The following is a 16,338-nucleotide window of genomic DNA, read 5'->3' on the forward strand; positions in this document are numbered from 1 at the left end:
ATCTTTATAGTAATCAAAGATGACACGAATTATGAATTTTTGTGGAAAAATGAGTGAGTAATTCTAGTCCAACGAAAGAAACCCATATGCCGAAGCACATGGGTTTGATGATTTAGTGATTTGATTGAAGGAACTGATAGACTGCCATCATTTCCTGCTTATTCAATTCGCGTATACGATTAAAAATAGGAATATTGGCAACGGCCTCAAGATGGGAGCCCTCTGTAACAACATCGCTTACAGTACCAGTTAGCCATGTTTCCACATCAATGCCATCAACGATTTGCTGGCGTCCTTCCTCATTAATGCCACTTGCGCCACAGCTTACACAGGGCACGGTTAATTTATGGACTCCATCATGCAGTCCATCTTCAGAGAGCACCTTTTTCCCTTTACAGAATGGACAGGAATGACTGGCTTTGACTTTATTGATATGGGTTACGATTTTCTTGTAGCCAAATGCTTCATATACATATGTTAGTTTTTTATATTTACCATTCGTAAAATATTGATCGATGATGGTTTCTCTTGTCTCCTGTATATTGGCAAAATCACAGATGGTCACTTGATTTTTATGGCTGATGCGCTCTAGATTATCTTTGATTTTGTTCCAAAAAGGAAAAGCGTTTTGTAGTACGATTTCATAGCCGACAAAGCTTGCTAGCTCTAATTCCAGCATTTTTAGGGATACCTGTGTTTCCCTTGGCAATAAGGAAACATCCTGTAGCAGTGACATGTCTCCGCCCACGATGGCTTTGATTTTTTCTAGTTGTGGTAAGTTGCCTACAATGTTGATGACTTCATCAAGCGGCTGGCGAATTACGTCACGAATATCTGTGTCCCCAAATCGTAATTTCTTTTGGTGGTTGAGCACAGAACCATGACAAATTGGGCATGGCACCATTTCTCTTGTTTCCTTCATTTGCTCTTTTATAATGGATTTTGAAATCACGATATAACGACCAATGATAAAATTAAAGCCCTCCCACTTTTTCGAGGATTTCGTTGCCTTATCATAAAAGGATTTGTCCCAATAACCATATAAAAATGTATGCTTTTCTTCCTCAGTCATATCATAATAGCTTTTACTAATGTCCTGACCCAGCTCAATTTTAATCTGCTCAAAGAGAAATTCTAATTTAGAATGTTGATAGTATTTTAAAACCTCCATTATATCGGGATGTAGTAGGCCATCCCAAAATGGCACGTTTTTGTCTTGTACCACAAGATCAAAATCGAATTTTTCAATTTCCAATCGACCAGAGCAGCTAGGACAATGATTTTCTTGGCTATAAAAATCGAAGCTTCTCGTATCCTTATTTGTTGGATGAGCGGCCACAATATGATTGATTAGACCACCTATTTCATACAGGAAGCTATATTGGCTATATAAATGTCTTTCCAAATCAATGGCAACAACTGGGGCAATTTTGTTCGATTCATATTCACCGTAAATCAGACGAGCCATGGAAGATAAGCTTTTTAAGATACCACCCTTATATATATTTTCCGCATTTTTAAAATAGCTAATATGATTGTCTTCTAAGTATTGAATGCCATTCCTTAATGCGAGCGTAGATGTGATTTGTAATGGAGCTGAAACCCTTGAATGATTATCCTGATTAAAATAATCTTCATGGCTAACTACATTTAGATGTGTTACAGGCTCCTGCTGTCTTTTGCCGAAGTCAACAACAAAATCGGAGCTTTCTAGCATATAGGCATTATGCTCAATCATGATGATGGAGATAGATTCATCCTCTAGGATGTCCCTGACACTATCGATGAATTGGTTTAAAATGTTCTGAGATAGCCCTTTAGAAGGCTCATCAAAAATAAATAATGTATGGGGATTACGAGCGTTGGCAAATAACTCTGAGACTAGATGCACACATTGGAATTCACCAGTCGATAGAGATTGCGTTTTTCTCTCAAGCGTTAAGTAGCCTAGTCCAAGCTTAATCAATAAGCTTAAGCGTTTATGAGCGATATCCTCATTAGGTAGTTCATCGATTATATCTTCAATCGAGCGTTGGAAAATATCATCAATGTCCTCACTATATTTTGTTAGTTTCTTTTTAATATCAAGGAATGTCGCGACAGTGGAACGACTCGTAATGGATTGGTTACGATCTTGCCCAACCATCACAAGTTTGTCCTTGGGATAGCGTTTGATAAAATCTTTAGCAATACACTCATTAACAAGCGTTGATTTCCCACAACCAGACTCTCCTGTAAAGGTAACAAGTCGATTTTGTGGAATGTCTATTGCCTCCATTTGGATATTACGGCAATATAAATCGCGGAATTGATAATAGGATGTTGGTGCTGCCGGATTTCGTTCCCAATAGATAGGCTTTGGTCGTGGAGATTCTTCAACGATTTTTCCTCCGTATTTTCCACTTCCTGGTCCAAAGAATAGATGCTCGTCTGCCGTGTCTAACACAGTATCAGAATGATCAATCAACCAAATTTGGTTTTTAGCGCCTAGCTGTTGTATTTGCTCTAAAATTTTTAGTAAGGTGTTATGGTCCAGACCCACAGAAATTTCATCAACAATAATCACGGTGTTTTCGCTTGTTGCCATGAATTCTGCTAAGTACAGCCTTGTTAATTCTCCACCTGATAGAGTCCCCATAATACGATTCAAGGTTAAGTAGCCAATATTCATTTGCATAATATTATGCAGAATATACTGTTTTTCTTCACTGATATTTAATTCTTTTGATAAGGAATAGATGGCCTCTATACTTAAATGATGAATATCAGAAATACTATAGAGTTCATTCCATAAAGTGATTTTATACTGCTCCACTTCTGGACTATAGCGCTTACCAAAACATTTTTTACATTCTACATTTTTTGTCGTGCCTCGCCCCTTACATGCAGGACACCAGCCTAACGCATTGTTAAAGGAAAACATCTCTGGCGATAGCTGAAACTCATCTGCCAATCGATTACGAATTTCTTTAAAAACACCTGTATGTGTACCAATTGTGGAACGTGGATTGCTAGAGATCGAGGATTTTCCTAGAAAAAGTACAAGGGGCATGTCCTCCATTTTGATGGCACTGAAGTTCGTTTCCATAATGTTTGGAAACAAATATTGATATTCAGCCTTTGGCAATAAAGAAACAAGACGTTTTTTGGATTCTTCTCCAATCGTTTGACAAAATGTCGTCTTCCCTGAACCAGACAAACCTGCTATGGCTAAAGATTGATCGTCGGATAAAACGACATCTAGACGGTTAATATTATTGGCAATAAGTTCATTAATTTTCATTTAGTTATCCTTCCATTTAAGAAAATTAAAAGATGAGACTGAACATGAAAGAACACAATTCTTGCTACGGAATTGCGCTCTTCTTGCTGTTATTTAATTTATTCTACGCTAATACTTTTTCAAGCTGTGCACTCATATTTGTCCAAGCATATTTTGCTCCCTCGATTGCACCTTGACGTGCCTTTGTTTCTTCGCTGAAGCCACCTTGATCAAGATGAAGCTGAGTCGTACCATCTGCTACCTGTGTTAATGTCCATGTAACTGTTGTTGTTTCGCCAGCACTTGTCCAAGTATAAGATAATTTATGAGGCTCTTCCACTTCCAGTACCTCACAGTCTACAATACCGTCCCACCATTCATTTGGTTCAGCACGGAATTGGAATTTATGTCCTACGATTGGTTGGAAGTCATTGTTCCAGATCCATTTTGCTAGTGTATCTGAGTCTGTTAAAGCATGCCATACTTGTTCGATGGAACTTGTAAATTTAAAATCTAATGATACATCTGGTTTCATTTTTTTTCCTCCAATATTAGATGTAATTTCGCGATTCTTTCTTTCCAAAAACCTTCATAAAACGATACCCAATCTTGTATTTCTTTCAATGGAGCTGCATTCAATCGATATCTCGTCTCTCTACCTTCCTTGCGTGCAATGACGAGGCCTGCATCTTTCAGGATGGCTAAATGCTTCGAAACAGCCGTACGCCCCATATCAAATTGAGCGGTTAATTCGTGAAGCGGTAACTCATCTACCTCTGCCAATAAATGGATCAACTTTCGTCTTGTAGGGTCAGCAATGGCTACATAAACGTCACGCTCTTGATGATTGTTATTCAAAACCACCACCCTTTCTAATAGGACACTGATTGGTGTCTTAATTATATGACACCAATCAGTGTCCAGTCAAATATTATTTTGGTCAAAGTGTTAGGAGTTCTATACCTACAAGGAAAAACTAGCTGAAATACAAAAAAGTACAGAGGAGAGCCTGTGTACTTTCGGGTAATTATTCATTTGTTATGGATAACCCACGTTCGTAGCAAGAGACAAATGTTATAATGATGTCGATGTCCATATGAGCCAATGTTGAATTCAACCTATTATTCCTTTTACCTAGAAATAGTTAAAATATCTTACTCCTAATCAACTTGTTTCAATATATTTTCAATCGTTGTTAAACGTTTATTTATTTCTTGAATCTGTTGCTGTTGCAATTGAGCTGATTCTTTCTCTATTTTTAGGCGTTCCACTCGTCGAAAGATACTAATAACAAATACAAAAATAAAAACAAGTACTAGAAGTGGAAGTAAACCAAAGAACGCTGAAAATATGGTAAGTGTTGTTGATGACATATAATAAAACTCCTTTCATAAAATCTGCACTCTCGCAAGTTGGCTAACATATTGTTTTTCTTGATGAAGAATAGCAATAATATTTAATCGATAAGGATTGGATAAGCACCCAAAACTGTTAATAATTCTTCACCTTTTCATATGTAATAATTTTATTATATATAAAAAAAATAACAATACACCTCAAAATAAAAACCCTTATTGTTATGAATTGCGCATGGCAATAAGGGTTTTCTGATGTAAATTTATGCTAGCTCTAAAGGTAAAAAGGCGTAGTCTCCATCTCTTATAACGGAACCTTTACGCACCGCAATTGGCTGCTGGAAAAGAGGTCCATCAATGACGGTCGTATGGAATTCGCCGCCTTCTCCGCATGGGTCAATGCTCCGGGCTTCAAGCTCCTTTACATAATCAGGGGTAAGCACACGCCCTAAATCGTCCTCCGTCATGCCCAAGGATAGGTTGACCGTGACAATCATTGTAATAAATCCTAAGTGAATAAATTCATCGACAGCCTCACGATGGTTCATCTCCCACAATGGCATGCCTAGCTTTAAACCTACCTTTTTAGTGACTTTGTCGTGCCAGCAGCCATGTTCAGGCATATCTAAGTCTCCTGTTACTAATACTTCAGCTCCCTGTTGCTTTGCATTTACTAATAAATCTACAAATACTTCTTCATAATCAGCCCAGCTTGCTGCAGCAGTATAGACTGGCAGCCCAATAGAGTCAGCTTGTGCCTGGATTAGGGCAGGTGGCATCCCGTGGGATCTTGAACGTTTTCCTTCTTCCTCCAGCATCACGATAAGCCCCATTGCTTGGCCCACCTGTGATGCTTTATATAAAGCTAAAACACTATCCTTGCCACCACTAAATGAAGCTATAAATGTGCGATTTTGTGCATTCTGTTTCCAGCCTGTTGTGTTGGTCATTTCCTTGTCTCCTTTTACTGTTCATCAAGATATATGCTTCTAGCATCCTCGTCAAAAAACTCTATGATCGATGGATAATTGTTAATGTTAATATTTCCCTCTTTCAAAATCTTTTGCATAAAGATGGTATCGACAAAAATTTTATCGATAATCATCCTACAAATTGATGGTGAATCATGGAAATACGCTATTAACTGAATAAGGTCATCAAAGTGAAAAGTCAAAATATAAGTGACATAATTCTGTAATAGCATACTAAAGCAATGCTCACGATAAGGATTCGATTGATGATCGAATAGAAAGCTATGAAGCAATTGATAGAATGCCTTATTATTTTGATTAAACATATGTAAAAAATCATCTATATTGTTAATTAGATGTAGGTACTCTATGCCATCTTCAAATGGCATAACGAGTCTTTTTGATTTTCCTTCGATGCTTCTCAATAGTTCGATTGTCAGCTTCTTGCAAGCATTTATCTCATGTGGTGTTAATAATGTTCGGTCATGCTTATGCTTACAAATATAATCATGATAATGAGAAAAATATTGCTCCATATTGATATTCGTTTTAGCATGAATTAAAGTTCCTTCTTTGAACGAAAAAGCGTAAAGCGTTTCCTCATTCACTGGATGGGTATACAAATAGAAAAAGAATAAAAAGTCCTTTAACTGTTGTTTCTGCTCTTTGTTGAGTATCGTAATATGCTCTAATTGAGCAAGTTGAAAGAAGCAATAGTTTTTCATAAAATCATTCATCTTGTTATACGGGTTCCGTGGAATTATTCTAGTTGTTGCATTTATCGTGTAGAGCAAATAATAGCACACTTGCTCATCATAAACATCTAGCTGCTTGAAAAAAGATGTAAGCATAGGCTGCCAGTCTGGCTTTTGAACATAATGCGGATTTTGTGGTTGAAATGCCTCTGCCCATTCCAAAAAAGTCCCATGTTCGTGATCAATAAAAAAGAGCTCTGCGCTAGTATCTTCTAATAAAACATATTCGAAATCATTCATGTGAACAGCTGGTAATCCCCGGTTAAATTTGATATTAAGGTAGTTATCAAATACTTCTTGTAATACTGTCATTCATATCCTCATTTCTTTAGGATTTTTCAGAAGCAAACGTCCCTTTATTTTATCACAATCATGATGAGAACTTGGCGATATACGCTAAGGTTTAGACAGAGTGAAGGAAACACCATTATGAGTGATGAAGGCAGCTCGTTGGATCAATGCCTGGAGAAACAAACAGGAGTGAGAATTTTAAAATTTGGTATAAGAGTTTCCGTGAAGAAAGCATAGCGTGTTATTGTTCACCATCTTAACATGAAAAACCCGAACTAATTATAAAACAACCAAGTGTGCTTCATAATTGTTCGGGCTTGCTTCATATGGCTTTATTAATTAATAAGCTTGCGCAAACCAAACTGTATGTTTTGCTTCGTTTCCACAGCCAATACATGTGGTTTTCGTTGTTGGTGGATTGAATGGAATATTGCGAGATGTGTATTTCGTCTCTTCCTTCACTTTTTCTTCACATGCATCCTCGCCACACCATCCAGCAAGCACCCAGCCTGGGATTGTGCCATTGTCTTTTGCTGTGTCAATGTGCTGTTGCAATTGTGAAAGTGTGTCAATTGTTGTGTGAGCATTTGCTTCACGGAATTGACGAGCTTTTTCTAATAAGCGCGTTTGCATGGTTGTTAATTCTTCTTCAATAGCTGTGATGATAGTAGCTAATTCGACAGTTCGTTTTTCTTCTTCATCACGCGCTTTCAGTAAAGCTTGCTTATTTTCTAGGTCACGTGGCCCTAATTCAACACGCACAGGCACGCCTTTTAGCTCCCATTCATTGAACTTATAGCCTGGCGATTGGTCTGAATCATCCAGACGTACACGAATACCCTTCGCTTTTAAGGCTGCAAAAATCTCATCTAAATGCTCCATGATTTGAGGGTTCTTTTTCCATGGCCCTACTGGAATTAAAACGACTTGTGTTGGTGCGATACGTGGAGGTAAAACAAGTCCCTGCTCATCACCATGCACCATAATAACCGAACCAATTAAACGTGTGGAAGTACCCCAAGATGTTGTGTGTACGTATTCGTGCTGGTTCGCTTTATTTAAATACTTGATATTAAAGGCTTCAGCAAATTTTGTTCCTAAATAATGGGATGTTCCTGCTTGCACAGCCTTGCCATTTTTCATCATTGCCTCAATAGAGTACGTATCGACAGCCCCTGCGAAACGCTCAGAAGGGGTTTTTTGTCCGTCATAGACAGGAATTGCTAGTACCTGTTCTACGACTTCTTTATAAATGTCTAGCATTTGCATTGTTTCCTGACGAGCATCGGTTTCATCTACATGCGCTGTATGCCCTTCTTGCCATAAAAATTCAGAGGTACGAATAAAAGGCAGTGTTTTCTTTTCCCAACGGAAGACATTTGCCCATTGATTGATCAGCACTGGTAGGTCACGGTAGCTTTTAATCCAATTAGAGTAAAGATGACCAATCATCGTCTCAGATGTTGGACGAAGGGCTAGCCGTTCTTCTAATTGTTCCCCTGCTGCCTCGGTTACCCAAGGAAGCTCAGGTGAGAACCCTTCGATATGATCCTTTTCCTTTTGGAAGAAGGATTCAGGAATAAGCATTGGGAAATAGGCATTACGATGTCCTGTCTCTTTAAAGCGACGATCCATCTCCTCCTGAATATGCTCCCAAATTTCATAGCCGTCTGGCTTAAAGGCGATACAGCCTCGAACAGGTGTATAATCCATTAAATCGGCTTTTTGGATGGTCTCGATATACCATTTCGAAAAATCTTCTAGTTGTTTTGACATGTGTTCTCCTCCAATTGTGTTAAATGAATACTTGTTCAACCCGTATGAAGATTTAGCTGAAGCAAGAAAAAAAAGCACAAAGCTGTCCTCAGAATAAGGACGTCTTTGTGCTGGAACGACGTGGTACCACCTTGATTTAGCTTTAAGTAGAATATAAAGCCCTCTCACGTTTGGTAACGAAAACGACTCGGTTATGTTTGCATAACATCTCCGTGGTAGGTGTTCAGTCAAGAAGCGGTGATATAGCTCTCAGCAGGTGCTATATTTTCTGTTTCACAATTCTTACTTACTTGGCCACATCATCAAAGGGTTTATCATGTTAACAGTTTTACTTTATCCCACTTTAGCAAAATCATTCAGGAATAGCAATTAATAACTGGATTTATTTGTGACAGTATTAACAATGAGATTCGTAAAATCTCCTACAGATAAAGGCTTACTGAAATAATAGCCCTGCACATACTCACATCCATGCTCACGCAGAACATTTAATTCAGCTTCCTCCTCTACACCTTCAGCTACTACTTGTAGGTTTAAGGCATGTGCTAATGAAATCATGGCTGAAATCATAGCGATTCCAGACTTCTCAGGTACGATATCACGGACAAAGGCACGATCAATTTTAAGCACATCCACCGGGAATTTTTTTAAGTAATTTAACGATGAATAGCCTGTCCCGAAATCATCTAATGAAATAGTTATACCTAGTTCTCGTAATTGCTTGATGGTATCAATTAAATCTTCCGTATAATCAAGCATACTCATCTCGGTAATTTCAATTTCTAATAAATTAGGGTCAATGCCTGTTTCTGCAATGACACTACGCACCATATCCACAAAGCCACCTGTACTAATATGAATTGGTGAAATATTCACAGCCACCCGCAATGATAGTTCATGTGCTTCATTCCACTGACGAGCTTGAGCACAGGCTTTACGTAAAACCCATACACCGATATCATTAATCAGTCCACAATCCTCTGCAAATGGAATAAAACGATCTGGCGGAATATGACCTAATACAGGGTCATACCAGCGTAGCAATGCCTCCATCCCAATAACAGAATCCGTTTTTAAGTCGATCTTAGGCTGATAATGTAATTCTAGACGATCTTGCTTTAATGCTTGATGTAATTTCGTTTCTAGTAAAAGCCATTTATCATTGGCCTCGTCCATATTATCGCGATAGAGGCGATATTGGTTACCACGTGTAGATTTTGCCGCATACATAGCAATATCTGCATTTTTCAATAATTCTTCCACAGAGTTTGCATGATCTGGGAATATACTGATGCCGATGCTGATACTTGCATAAAACTCATAGGTGTCGACAATAAAGCTTTCATTGAAGACGCTAATAATTTCCTTAGCCATTTCCTCAATGCGACTGACATCATTTAAAATCATGACAAATTCATCACTATTGTGGCGATAGAAAGAATTTGATGTATGATCAATATTGCGCAGACGATTCGACATTTCCACTAAAAACATATCGCCGATAATATGACCAAGTCCGTCGTTAATATGTTTGAAACGATTCACATCAATGAAAAATAACGCAAACTTCTCTCCTGTACGTCGAGATTGATGAAATTCATTTTCTAAACGCTGTTCTAATTTGCGACGATTTGGTAGCCCTGTTAGTTCATCATGATAGGCAATGTGAGTAATTTTTTTAATGTCCTTTTGCGCTGTAATATCTACGCGAATGGCAATATATTGATACGGCTTTCCTCGTTCATCTAGGAACGGGATAATCGTTGTTTTCACCCAATATAAACTGCCATCTTTCGCACGATTGCACACCTCGCCATTCCACATATCGCCATTACCGATTGTTTTCCACATCTCTCTAAAGAAAGATTTGGGATGAAAGCCTGAATTTAGTAAACGGTGATCTTGACCAACTAATTCTTCACGCGTATACTTCGAAATTTTACAAAAATGATCATTAACAAATGTAATTTTTCCGGTACGATCTGTAATCGCTACAATAATGGAACTATTCATGGCGGAAAAGATATCTTGTAATTCTTTTAGACTGTAGTTCATTTGATTAACACTACTAGGCGTGATATTCATCATTTTCATTCTCCATTCATTAAAATATGAAGGGTTTGGTACTTTTGCTTTATCTTACAGCGAGGTATAAAGTTGTGGTATATCGCCCTTTTTTATGTAATTATATTATAGTCTTAGAAAAGCAGTTAATTCAACCCAAATCTCAAAAACATTCAAAGCTGTATTTGATAGTTTTTAATAAAATAGACAAAAATTAGTGGATATAACCTCCTTGTAAATGTCTAAATATATAGTTATTTAATACTTTTGGACTACGTTAAATAGTTTATTTAGGCTATTTATCTTTTTAATACAAAATTTAAAAGTTTCATATAATAAGTTTTAATGTCTTGTAAAATTTTTGTTAAAGTAAAATACCTTACTGTCCCACATAGGAAGTAAGGCATTTTATATGTTAAGAGACCTCATATTCTATTGAACCCCCTATTGATTTCGCCTGCATGTTGTAGGCATCTAATTGCTCTTGGGATAAACTTGAAATGTAATAGTGAAAATTAATAGGCTCTAGCCCATGCTCCACACATACTTGACGATAAAATTCATAACCTTCTCGATAATCTGTCATCCTCATAACTTCCTTTCACATTTGCTACTATATGTCTATTTTTTGTTATATAACAGAAATATTATTTGTTTAAAAATATATAACAGGCTACTGTACTTGTCAATGAATTATCTGAAATTTCTTGCTGAAATTACGAAAGCCCAGACCATTTTATTTAGTATGGCTGGGCTTTTCATAAAATATTCACGGCGGCTTCCGTCATAATCACTCCTTTTAAATTCCTAATTGTTTTGCTTGCATATTGTAAGCTGAAAGTTGTTGTTGTGATAATTGTAATACATAGTAACGGAAAGAAATTGGCTCCAATCCATAGCGCTCACACATTTCACAATAAAATTCATAACCATCACGATACTTTGACATTTATATTTCCTCCTCTAACGAAAACTGTTTTATAACAGTTGTTATTATTTTTATTTAATATATAACAGATTATGTAGCACGTCAAGAGATTATAACAGAAAAATTGAATAACAATAAAAGGAATTTAGCTCATCTCCTGTGGCCAAATTCCTTTCATACATGTTATTCTTTAACGATTTCTTGTAATTGCTTGATATGACGTTGCTCGTGCAAATAGACCATTTCAATCCATTGATCGAGTGGTAATTCGCCTAAAGCTGGGTGCTGCACAGCGCGCTTAGCTAATGCTTCAGGTTCCTCAATTGTTTGTAAAAAGCCGAGGAGGTTCTTTCTTGTTGTAGCTAGTAAATCTAGCATTGCTTGAACAGTGAAAGGTTCTTCTGCTGGCTCTACAATAGGCGGTGCTTGGAACTTTCTTGATCGATCTAAGATGAGCTGAACATTTTTTCGAGCGGGTGTTGACTGTTCCTCTGCCTTTAATCCCCATGTAATGGCTTTCTTTGTTGCTTCCTCTACTAATACGAGATGATGACAGATTTGTGCCACACTCCAGCTTTGAGCATCTGGTTTCTTATTAAAGGCTGTATCATCCAATAAGTGAATTTCCTGAAGTAATTGTGTTCTTGTGGTATCGAGATGTTCTTTGACGTTTGACATCCTTGGCTCCCCTTTCATTAGGTCTTCTTCTATATATTCGATATGGAGGGGAGAAAATCATCTTTCACGAACAATATTAAATGGATTATTCTCTAAAACATGCTGTAGCTGCTCATCTTCAATATGGGTATAAATTTGCGTGGTTGCGACGCTAGAATGCCCCAAAATGTGCTGCAAACTACGGATATCTGCCCCTGCTTTATACATCATCGTTGCGGATGTATGGCGTAGCTTGTGTGGTGTAAGCCGTTCTTTTTGAAGACCTGATTGCTTATTAATACGTTTAACAATTTTGGCAACGGTTTGTCTTGTAAAGCGTGTTCCCTTTTGTGACACAAAAAGTGGCTCCTCGCCTTCTCCCTTATAGGGTGTCTTCCCACTGTTTTCATAGTCAGCAAGTGCCTGCATACAGCTATCATTTAAATAGACGGTGCGCTCTTTATTGCCCTTTCCCATTACGGTTAAATAACGTCCTTGAATGGATGTTTTATTAAGCTGACATAGCTCAGTGACACGTATTCCTAAATTTAAGAAAAACATCATCATGCAATAATTTCTCGGGGATGCCTGATTGCTTTTAATCCCATCTATAAATTGTGTAGCTTCTTGTAGGTTCATATAAATAGGTCGTTTTCTGCCTATCTTTGGTGTCTCTAATTCCTCTGCTGGATTTTCCTCGATAAGTCGACGTTTGCCTTTTAAATATTTAAAAAAGGATTTTAATGTGGCCACTTTTCGTGCTCGTGCAGCAGCAGAATTACCTCGCTGTACTTCACAATATTCCATGAATAAATAAAGATCCTCTAATGTCATTTCACGAATTTCTTCTATTGTAATAGTACCAATATCAATGGTAGCTAAATTCTCTATATCCAAGTCCTCCTGGACAGCTTTGTGGAAGCGGAAAAATAAGCTCAGGTCATATTCATATTCTTTTCTTGTGCGTTGAGACTTTCCTTTTATGGTTGTTAAATAGACCAGAAAATCCTTCATGAATTTTGGTTGCTTCATTTTTTGCATGCTCATCACCTCTATTTGCTCTATTTTACCATGAAAAAACGTTCCCAAATATAAATTTGGGAACTTTATTGAAAAAAATGCCCTTTTTCGTACGTTAGAACAAATGTTCTGTTCGAAGGTAATAAAAAAACCCCTTTTTAAAAAGAGGATTTTTGTTACAACTATTTTGTGACAGTTATAGGATTTTAGGCATAAAGTTCACGGTAAATGAATATTAAAATCTAGTAGACTTTATTTGCTTTGTGAGACGCTTCGAAAAAACAATAGATGGGTAACTGTTCATGTCAATTCGTCTCACAACACACATGGCATTATTTTACAAAAACTGAATAATTGCCATCCTCTTGTTTTGTTAGTGACCAGTTTGTCGATAACATTTGCTGAAGTCTTGTGACTGTTTCCTCATCACACGTTAAATGCTGGATACCTGTTTCTACTAGTTGGTAATCCTTCCCTTCTTCTAATTGAAAGCGTAGCTGCAATAAACGTTGGATGCCTGGTAATGTTACATACTTGATTCGATAATGGCCATGGTATGCATCTAAGAACTGTTGTTCCCCTTCCTGATATAGAGCCATTGTCTCGCTAAATTCATAGTTTGGCACTTGTTCTTGCCAAGCTGATACATCCCCCGAACGCAAAGCTCGTAAAATTTCCTCGTCTGATAAATGTAATTTGGATAGTTTATCTAATTCATACGCTTGCATTAAATTAATGATGGTCATGGTTGTTAGCTCCTTTTATGTATTTATTCACAGTGTAACATGTTTTCTCTACTACTTGAATTCGGAGGCGATCCATATGATGAATTTATATGATTCTAGTCTGTTTTTCGATGAAATGTTTGATGGCAATAAGCCAAAGCCTCATTATCGATCTTTTCATCATAAGCTAACCTTTTTTTCGCGGGAGCAACTTGAAGAAAAATACCGTCAAGCGCAAGCTAGCTTTCTCAGACAAGGGATTACATTTACGGTATATGGTGCACAAGATGGAACAGAACGTACCATGCCTTTTGATTGTGTCCCAATTATTATTCCTCAAACCAAATGGGCCATGATTGAAGCAGGTGTCAAACAGCGCGTGGAGGCACTCAACAAATTTTTACAGGATGTTTATGGACAACAAAAGATCATTCAGGATGGTCTTATTCCGAGACAGCTTGTTGAAAATAATCCCTATTTCAAACCAACCATGAGAGGACTTCAAGTACCAATTGCGAATCATATATTTTTAGCAGGGATTGATTTAATTCGGGATGAAAAAGGCGATTATCATGTACTCGAAGATAATTTACGCAATCCTTCTGGCATTTCCTATGTCTTTGAAAATCGGGATGTGATGAAGGAAGTATACCCAGAATTTTTCTCCAAGCATACGATTCGACCTCTTGATAAACAAATGGCTTATATGAAAAAAGCACTTCTTGCCCATCGCCCACCTTCCATGCAAGCAGAAAGAGAGCCTAAAGCTGTACTCCTGACAGCAGGCATGTACAATTCTGCGTATTACGATCATGTTTTTTTAGCCCAGCATTTAAACATCCAGCTCGTGGAGGGCCGCGATTTAGTTGTACAGGATTTAAAGGTCTATATGAAAACCATTTATGGCCTACAGCAAATCGATATTATTTATCGTCGGATTGATGATGACTTTTTAGATCCTACTGTCTTTCGTGAGGATTCTTTATTAGGTGTTCCACATTTAATGGCTGCTTATCAAGCTGGTCATGTATCCATCTTGAATGCCGTTGGGAATGGAGTGGCAGATGATAAAGCAATGTATGCCTATGTGCCTGAGATGATTCGCTATTATTTACAGGAAGAACCTATTCTACCAAATGTGAAAACCTATCATCTAGAAGATGACAGTCAGCGTGAATGGGTGCTAGAGCATATTCACGAGCTCGTTATTAAAAACGTAGGAGCCTCTGGTGGCTATGACATGTTAATTGGTCCACATGCGAGTAAGGAAGAGATTGCTTTATTTAAGCAAAAAATTGTTGAGCAGCCCTATCAATACATTGCACAACCAACGATTAAATTGTCCAGAGCACCTGCCTTCCAGAATGGGCGATTTTACCCTTGCCATGTTGATTTACGTGTCTATGTTATGAAGGGTGAGGATTGCTATGTGTTGCCTGGCGGTTTATCCAGAGTGGCACTACAAGAAGGGTCTCTTGTTGTGAATTCATCTCAAGGGGGCGGTGCAAAGGATACGTGGATTTTAAAGGAGGAATTGCAGCATGCTAAGTCGAGTAGCCGACGCATTGTACTGGATGGCACGTTATAGTGAACGTACACAAACAAATGCACATATATTACAGGTACAGCTGTTGAATATGTTGGAGCAATCTGGACAAGAACATGATTATATTGATCATTGGGAGGCTGTCTTAAATATTTGTGCCTCTAAGGAGGAGTATTTAGCAAATTACACAACGATTCGTGTTAACCCATTGATTGATTATCTTCTGTTTTCTGAGAAAAACGGTAATGCCCTTCATGCCACATTACGTGCTATTCGGGAAAATGCACGAGTTACACGTGATAGTATGCCAACGGAACTTTGGGAAATTCAAAATTCCTTTTATTTAACAAAGCAACAGTCCATACTAAAAAGAGAACGACCTATTCCACTCATTGCCCTTCAAGATTTTTTACAGGATGTGCGAAAGACTTTATGGATGGAGACAGGGTTAATTGAGGGTTCGATGGATCGCGATCTTCCCTTCTATTTTATGCAGGTCGGCAAATGGCTTGAACGAGCAGAAAAAACCATTCGGATGATCGTTATAATCGTAGAACAACAGAAGCTAACAGGTACGTCACTGTTAGAGGATGATGGTACCTTTTTATTGGATCTTTCTGCAGCAAGAGAATCTTTCATGCGAAAGCATCGCCAGACCAATTTACTAACGGTCATTCGCTATTTAGTCCAAGATGAGCATTTCCCATGTTCTGTGATGTTCTGTGTAAAGAAAATAGAAGAAGCCATAATGGCTATTGAACACGATTCTTTATCCTCACGATTTTTAACGCTTCAGTCGGATATTAGTAGCCTTGTTCTTGCAATCGATCATATTGATTTTTGGCAAATGACTATTGAGGAAACCCTAAAAATGATGGAGGAAAGATTGTCTCAATGTATGGCTTTTAGTGATGCCTTTTCGACAATCTATCATTTATATGAACCCAGCGTACAACCTTGAAAGGAATTCACCACAGCTCCCTTTCAA

15 protein-coding genes are annotated in these 16,338 nt (G+C 37.7%); 2 read left to right on the top strand and 13 right to left on the bottom strand.

Going from position 1 to position 16,338, the window contains the following annotated elements:
* Positions 1 to 112: 112 nt before the first annotated feature.
* The 13 genes from HCH28_RS15885 to HCH28_RS15945 form a co-directional block, all read right to left on the bottom strand.
* The gene (locus HCH28_RS15885; protein ID WP_221682039.1) at positions 113 to 3,283 is read right to left on the bottom strand and encodes an ATP-binding cassette domain-containing protein; all 3,171 of its coding nucleotides are present in this window, start codon (positions 3,281 to 3,283) and stop codon (positions 113 to 115) included.
* Between the two features lie 103 nt (positions 3,284 to 3,386).
* Positions 3,387 to 3,797, bottom strand: coding sequence for an SRPBCC family protein (locus HCH28_RS15890; protein ID WP_048392814.1), 411 nt, complete (start codon positions 3,795 to 3,797; stop codon positions 3,387 to 3,389).
* On the bottom strand, positions 3,794 to 4,120 hold the full coding sequence (locus tag HCH28_RS15895) for an ArsR/SmtB family transcription factor (protein ID WP_221682047.1): 327 nt from the start codon (positions 4,118 to 4,120) through the stop codon (positions 3,794 to 3,796). The genes HCH28_RS15890 and HCH28_RS15895 overlap by 4 nt, the downstream gene beginning before the upstream one ends.
* A gap of 302 nt (positions 4,121 to 4,422) precedes the next feature.
* Complete coding sequence (locus HCH28_RS15900; protein ID WP_221682049.1) at positions 4,423 to 4,635, bottom strand: hypothetical protein; 213 nt, start codon at positions 4,633 to 4,635, stop codon at positions 4,423 to 4,425.
* 245 nt (positions 4,636 to 4,880) lie between these two features.
* Complete coding sequence (locus HCH28_RS15905; RefSeq protein ID WP_221682051.1) at positions 4,881 to 5,567, bottom strand: Dph6-related ATP pyrophosphatase; 687 nt, start codon at positions 5,565 to 5,567, stop codon at positions 4,881 to 4,883.
* A 14-nt stretch (positions 5,568 to 5,581) separates the two neighbouring features.
* The gene (locus HCH28_RS15910; RefSeq protein ID WP_221682053.1) at positions 5,582 to 6,655 is read right to left on the bottom strand and encodes a hypothetical protein; all 1,074 of its coding nucleotides are present in this window, start codon (positions 6,653 to 6,655) and stop codon (positions 5,582 to 5,584) included.
* A gap of 318 nt (positions 6,656 to 6,973) precedes the next feature.
* Positions 6,974 to 8,410, bottom strand: coding sequence for a proline--tRNA ligase (gene proS / locus HCH28_RS15915; protein ID WP_221682055.1), 1,437 nt, complete (start codon positions 8,408 to 8,410; stop codon positions 6,974 to 6,976).
* A 369-nt stretch (positions 8,411 to 8,779) separates the two neighbouring features.
* Positions 8,780 to 10,498 (bottom strand): putative bifunctional diguanylate cyclase/phosphodiesterase, encoded by a 1,719-nt coding sequence (locus HCH28_RS15920; protein ID WP_255601566.1) that lies wholly within the window; start codon positions 10,496 to 10,498, stop codon positions 8,780 to 8,782.
* 391 nt (positions 10,499 to 10,889) lie between these two features.
* On the bottom strand, positions 10,890 to 11,060 hold the full coding sequence (locus tag HCH28_RS15925) for a transcriptional regulator (protein WP_221682066.1): 171 nt from the start codon (positions 11,058 to 11,060) through the stop codon (positions 10,890 to 10,892).
* Positions 11,061 to 11,273: 213 nt separating this feature from the next.
* Positions 11,274 to 11,423: a hypothetical protein gene (locus tag HCH28_RS15930; protein ID WP_004230023.1), complete on the bottom strand. Its 150-nt coding sequence runs from the start codon at positions 11,421 to 11,423 to the stop codon at positions 11,274 to 11,276.
* Positions 11,424 to 11,585: 162 nt separating this feature from the next.
* Positions 11,586 to 12,080: a DinB family protein gene (locus HCH28_RS15935; protein ID WP_221682068.1), complete on the bottom strand. Its 495-nt coding sequence runs from the start codon at positions 12,078 to 12,080 to the stop codon at positions 11,586 to 11,588.
* Positions 12,081 to 12,137: 57 nt separating this feature from the next.
* On the bottom strand, positions 12,138 to 13,100 hold the full coding sequence (locus HCH28_RS15940; protein ID WP_221682070.1) for a tyrosine recombinase XerC: 963 nt from the start codon (positions 13,098 to 13,100) through the stop codon (positions 12,138 to 12,140).
* Positions 13,101 to 13,411: 311 nt separating this feature from the next.
* Entirely contained in the window at positions 13,412 to 13,825 is a 414-nt protein-coding gene (locus HCH28_RS15945) for a hypothetical protein (protein ID WP_221682072.1), read from the bottom strand.
* Positions 13,826 to 13,901: 76 nt separating this feature from the next.
* Here HCH28_RS15945 and HCH28_RS15950 point away from each other — a divergent pair, with 76 nt between their 5' ends.
* The gene (locus tag HCH28_RS15950) at positions 13,902 to 15,392 is read left to right on the top strand and encodes a circularly permuted type 2 ATP-grasp protein (RefSeq protein WP_221682074.1); all 1,491 of its coding nucleotides are present in this window, start codon (positions 13,902 to 13,904) and stop codon (positions 15,390 to 15,392) included.
* Positions 15,346 to 16,311 carry an alpha-E domain-containing protein gene (locus HCH28_RS15955; protein ID WP_221682076.1) on the top strand — a complete coding sequence of 322 codons (966 nt, stop codon included), beginning with the start codon at positions 15,346 to 15,348 and terminating at the stop codon, positions 16,309 to 16,311. Before HCH28_RS15950 ends, HCH28_RS15955 begins: the two co-directional genes overlap by 47 nt.
* Positions 16,312 to 16,338 lie beyond the last annotated feature (27 nt).

It is taken from the genome of Lysinibacillus sp. K60, from assembly GCF_019731275.1.
Lineage (GTDB): Bacteria > Bacillota > Bacilli > Bacillales_A > Planococcaceae > Lysinibacillus > Lysinibacillus capsici.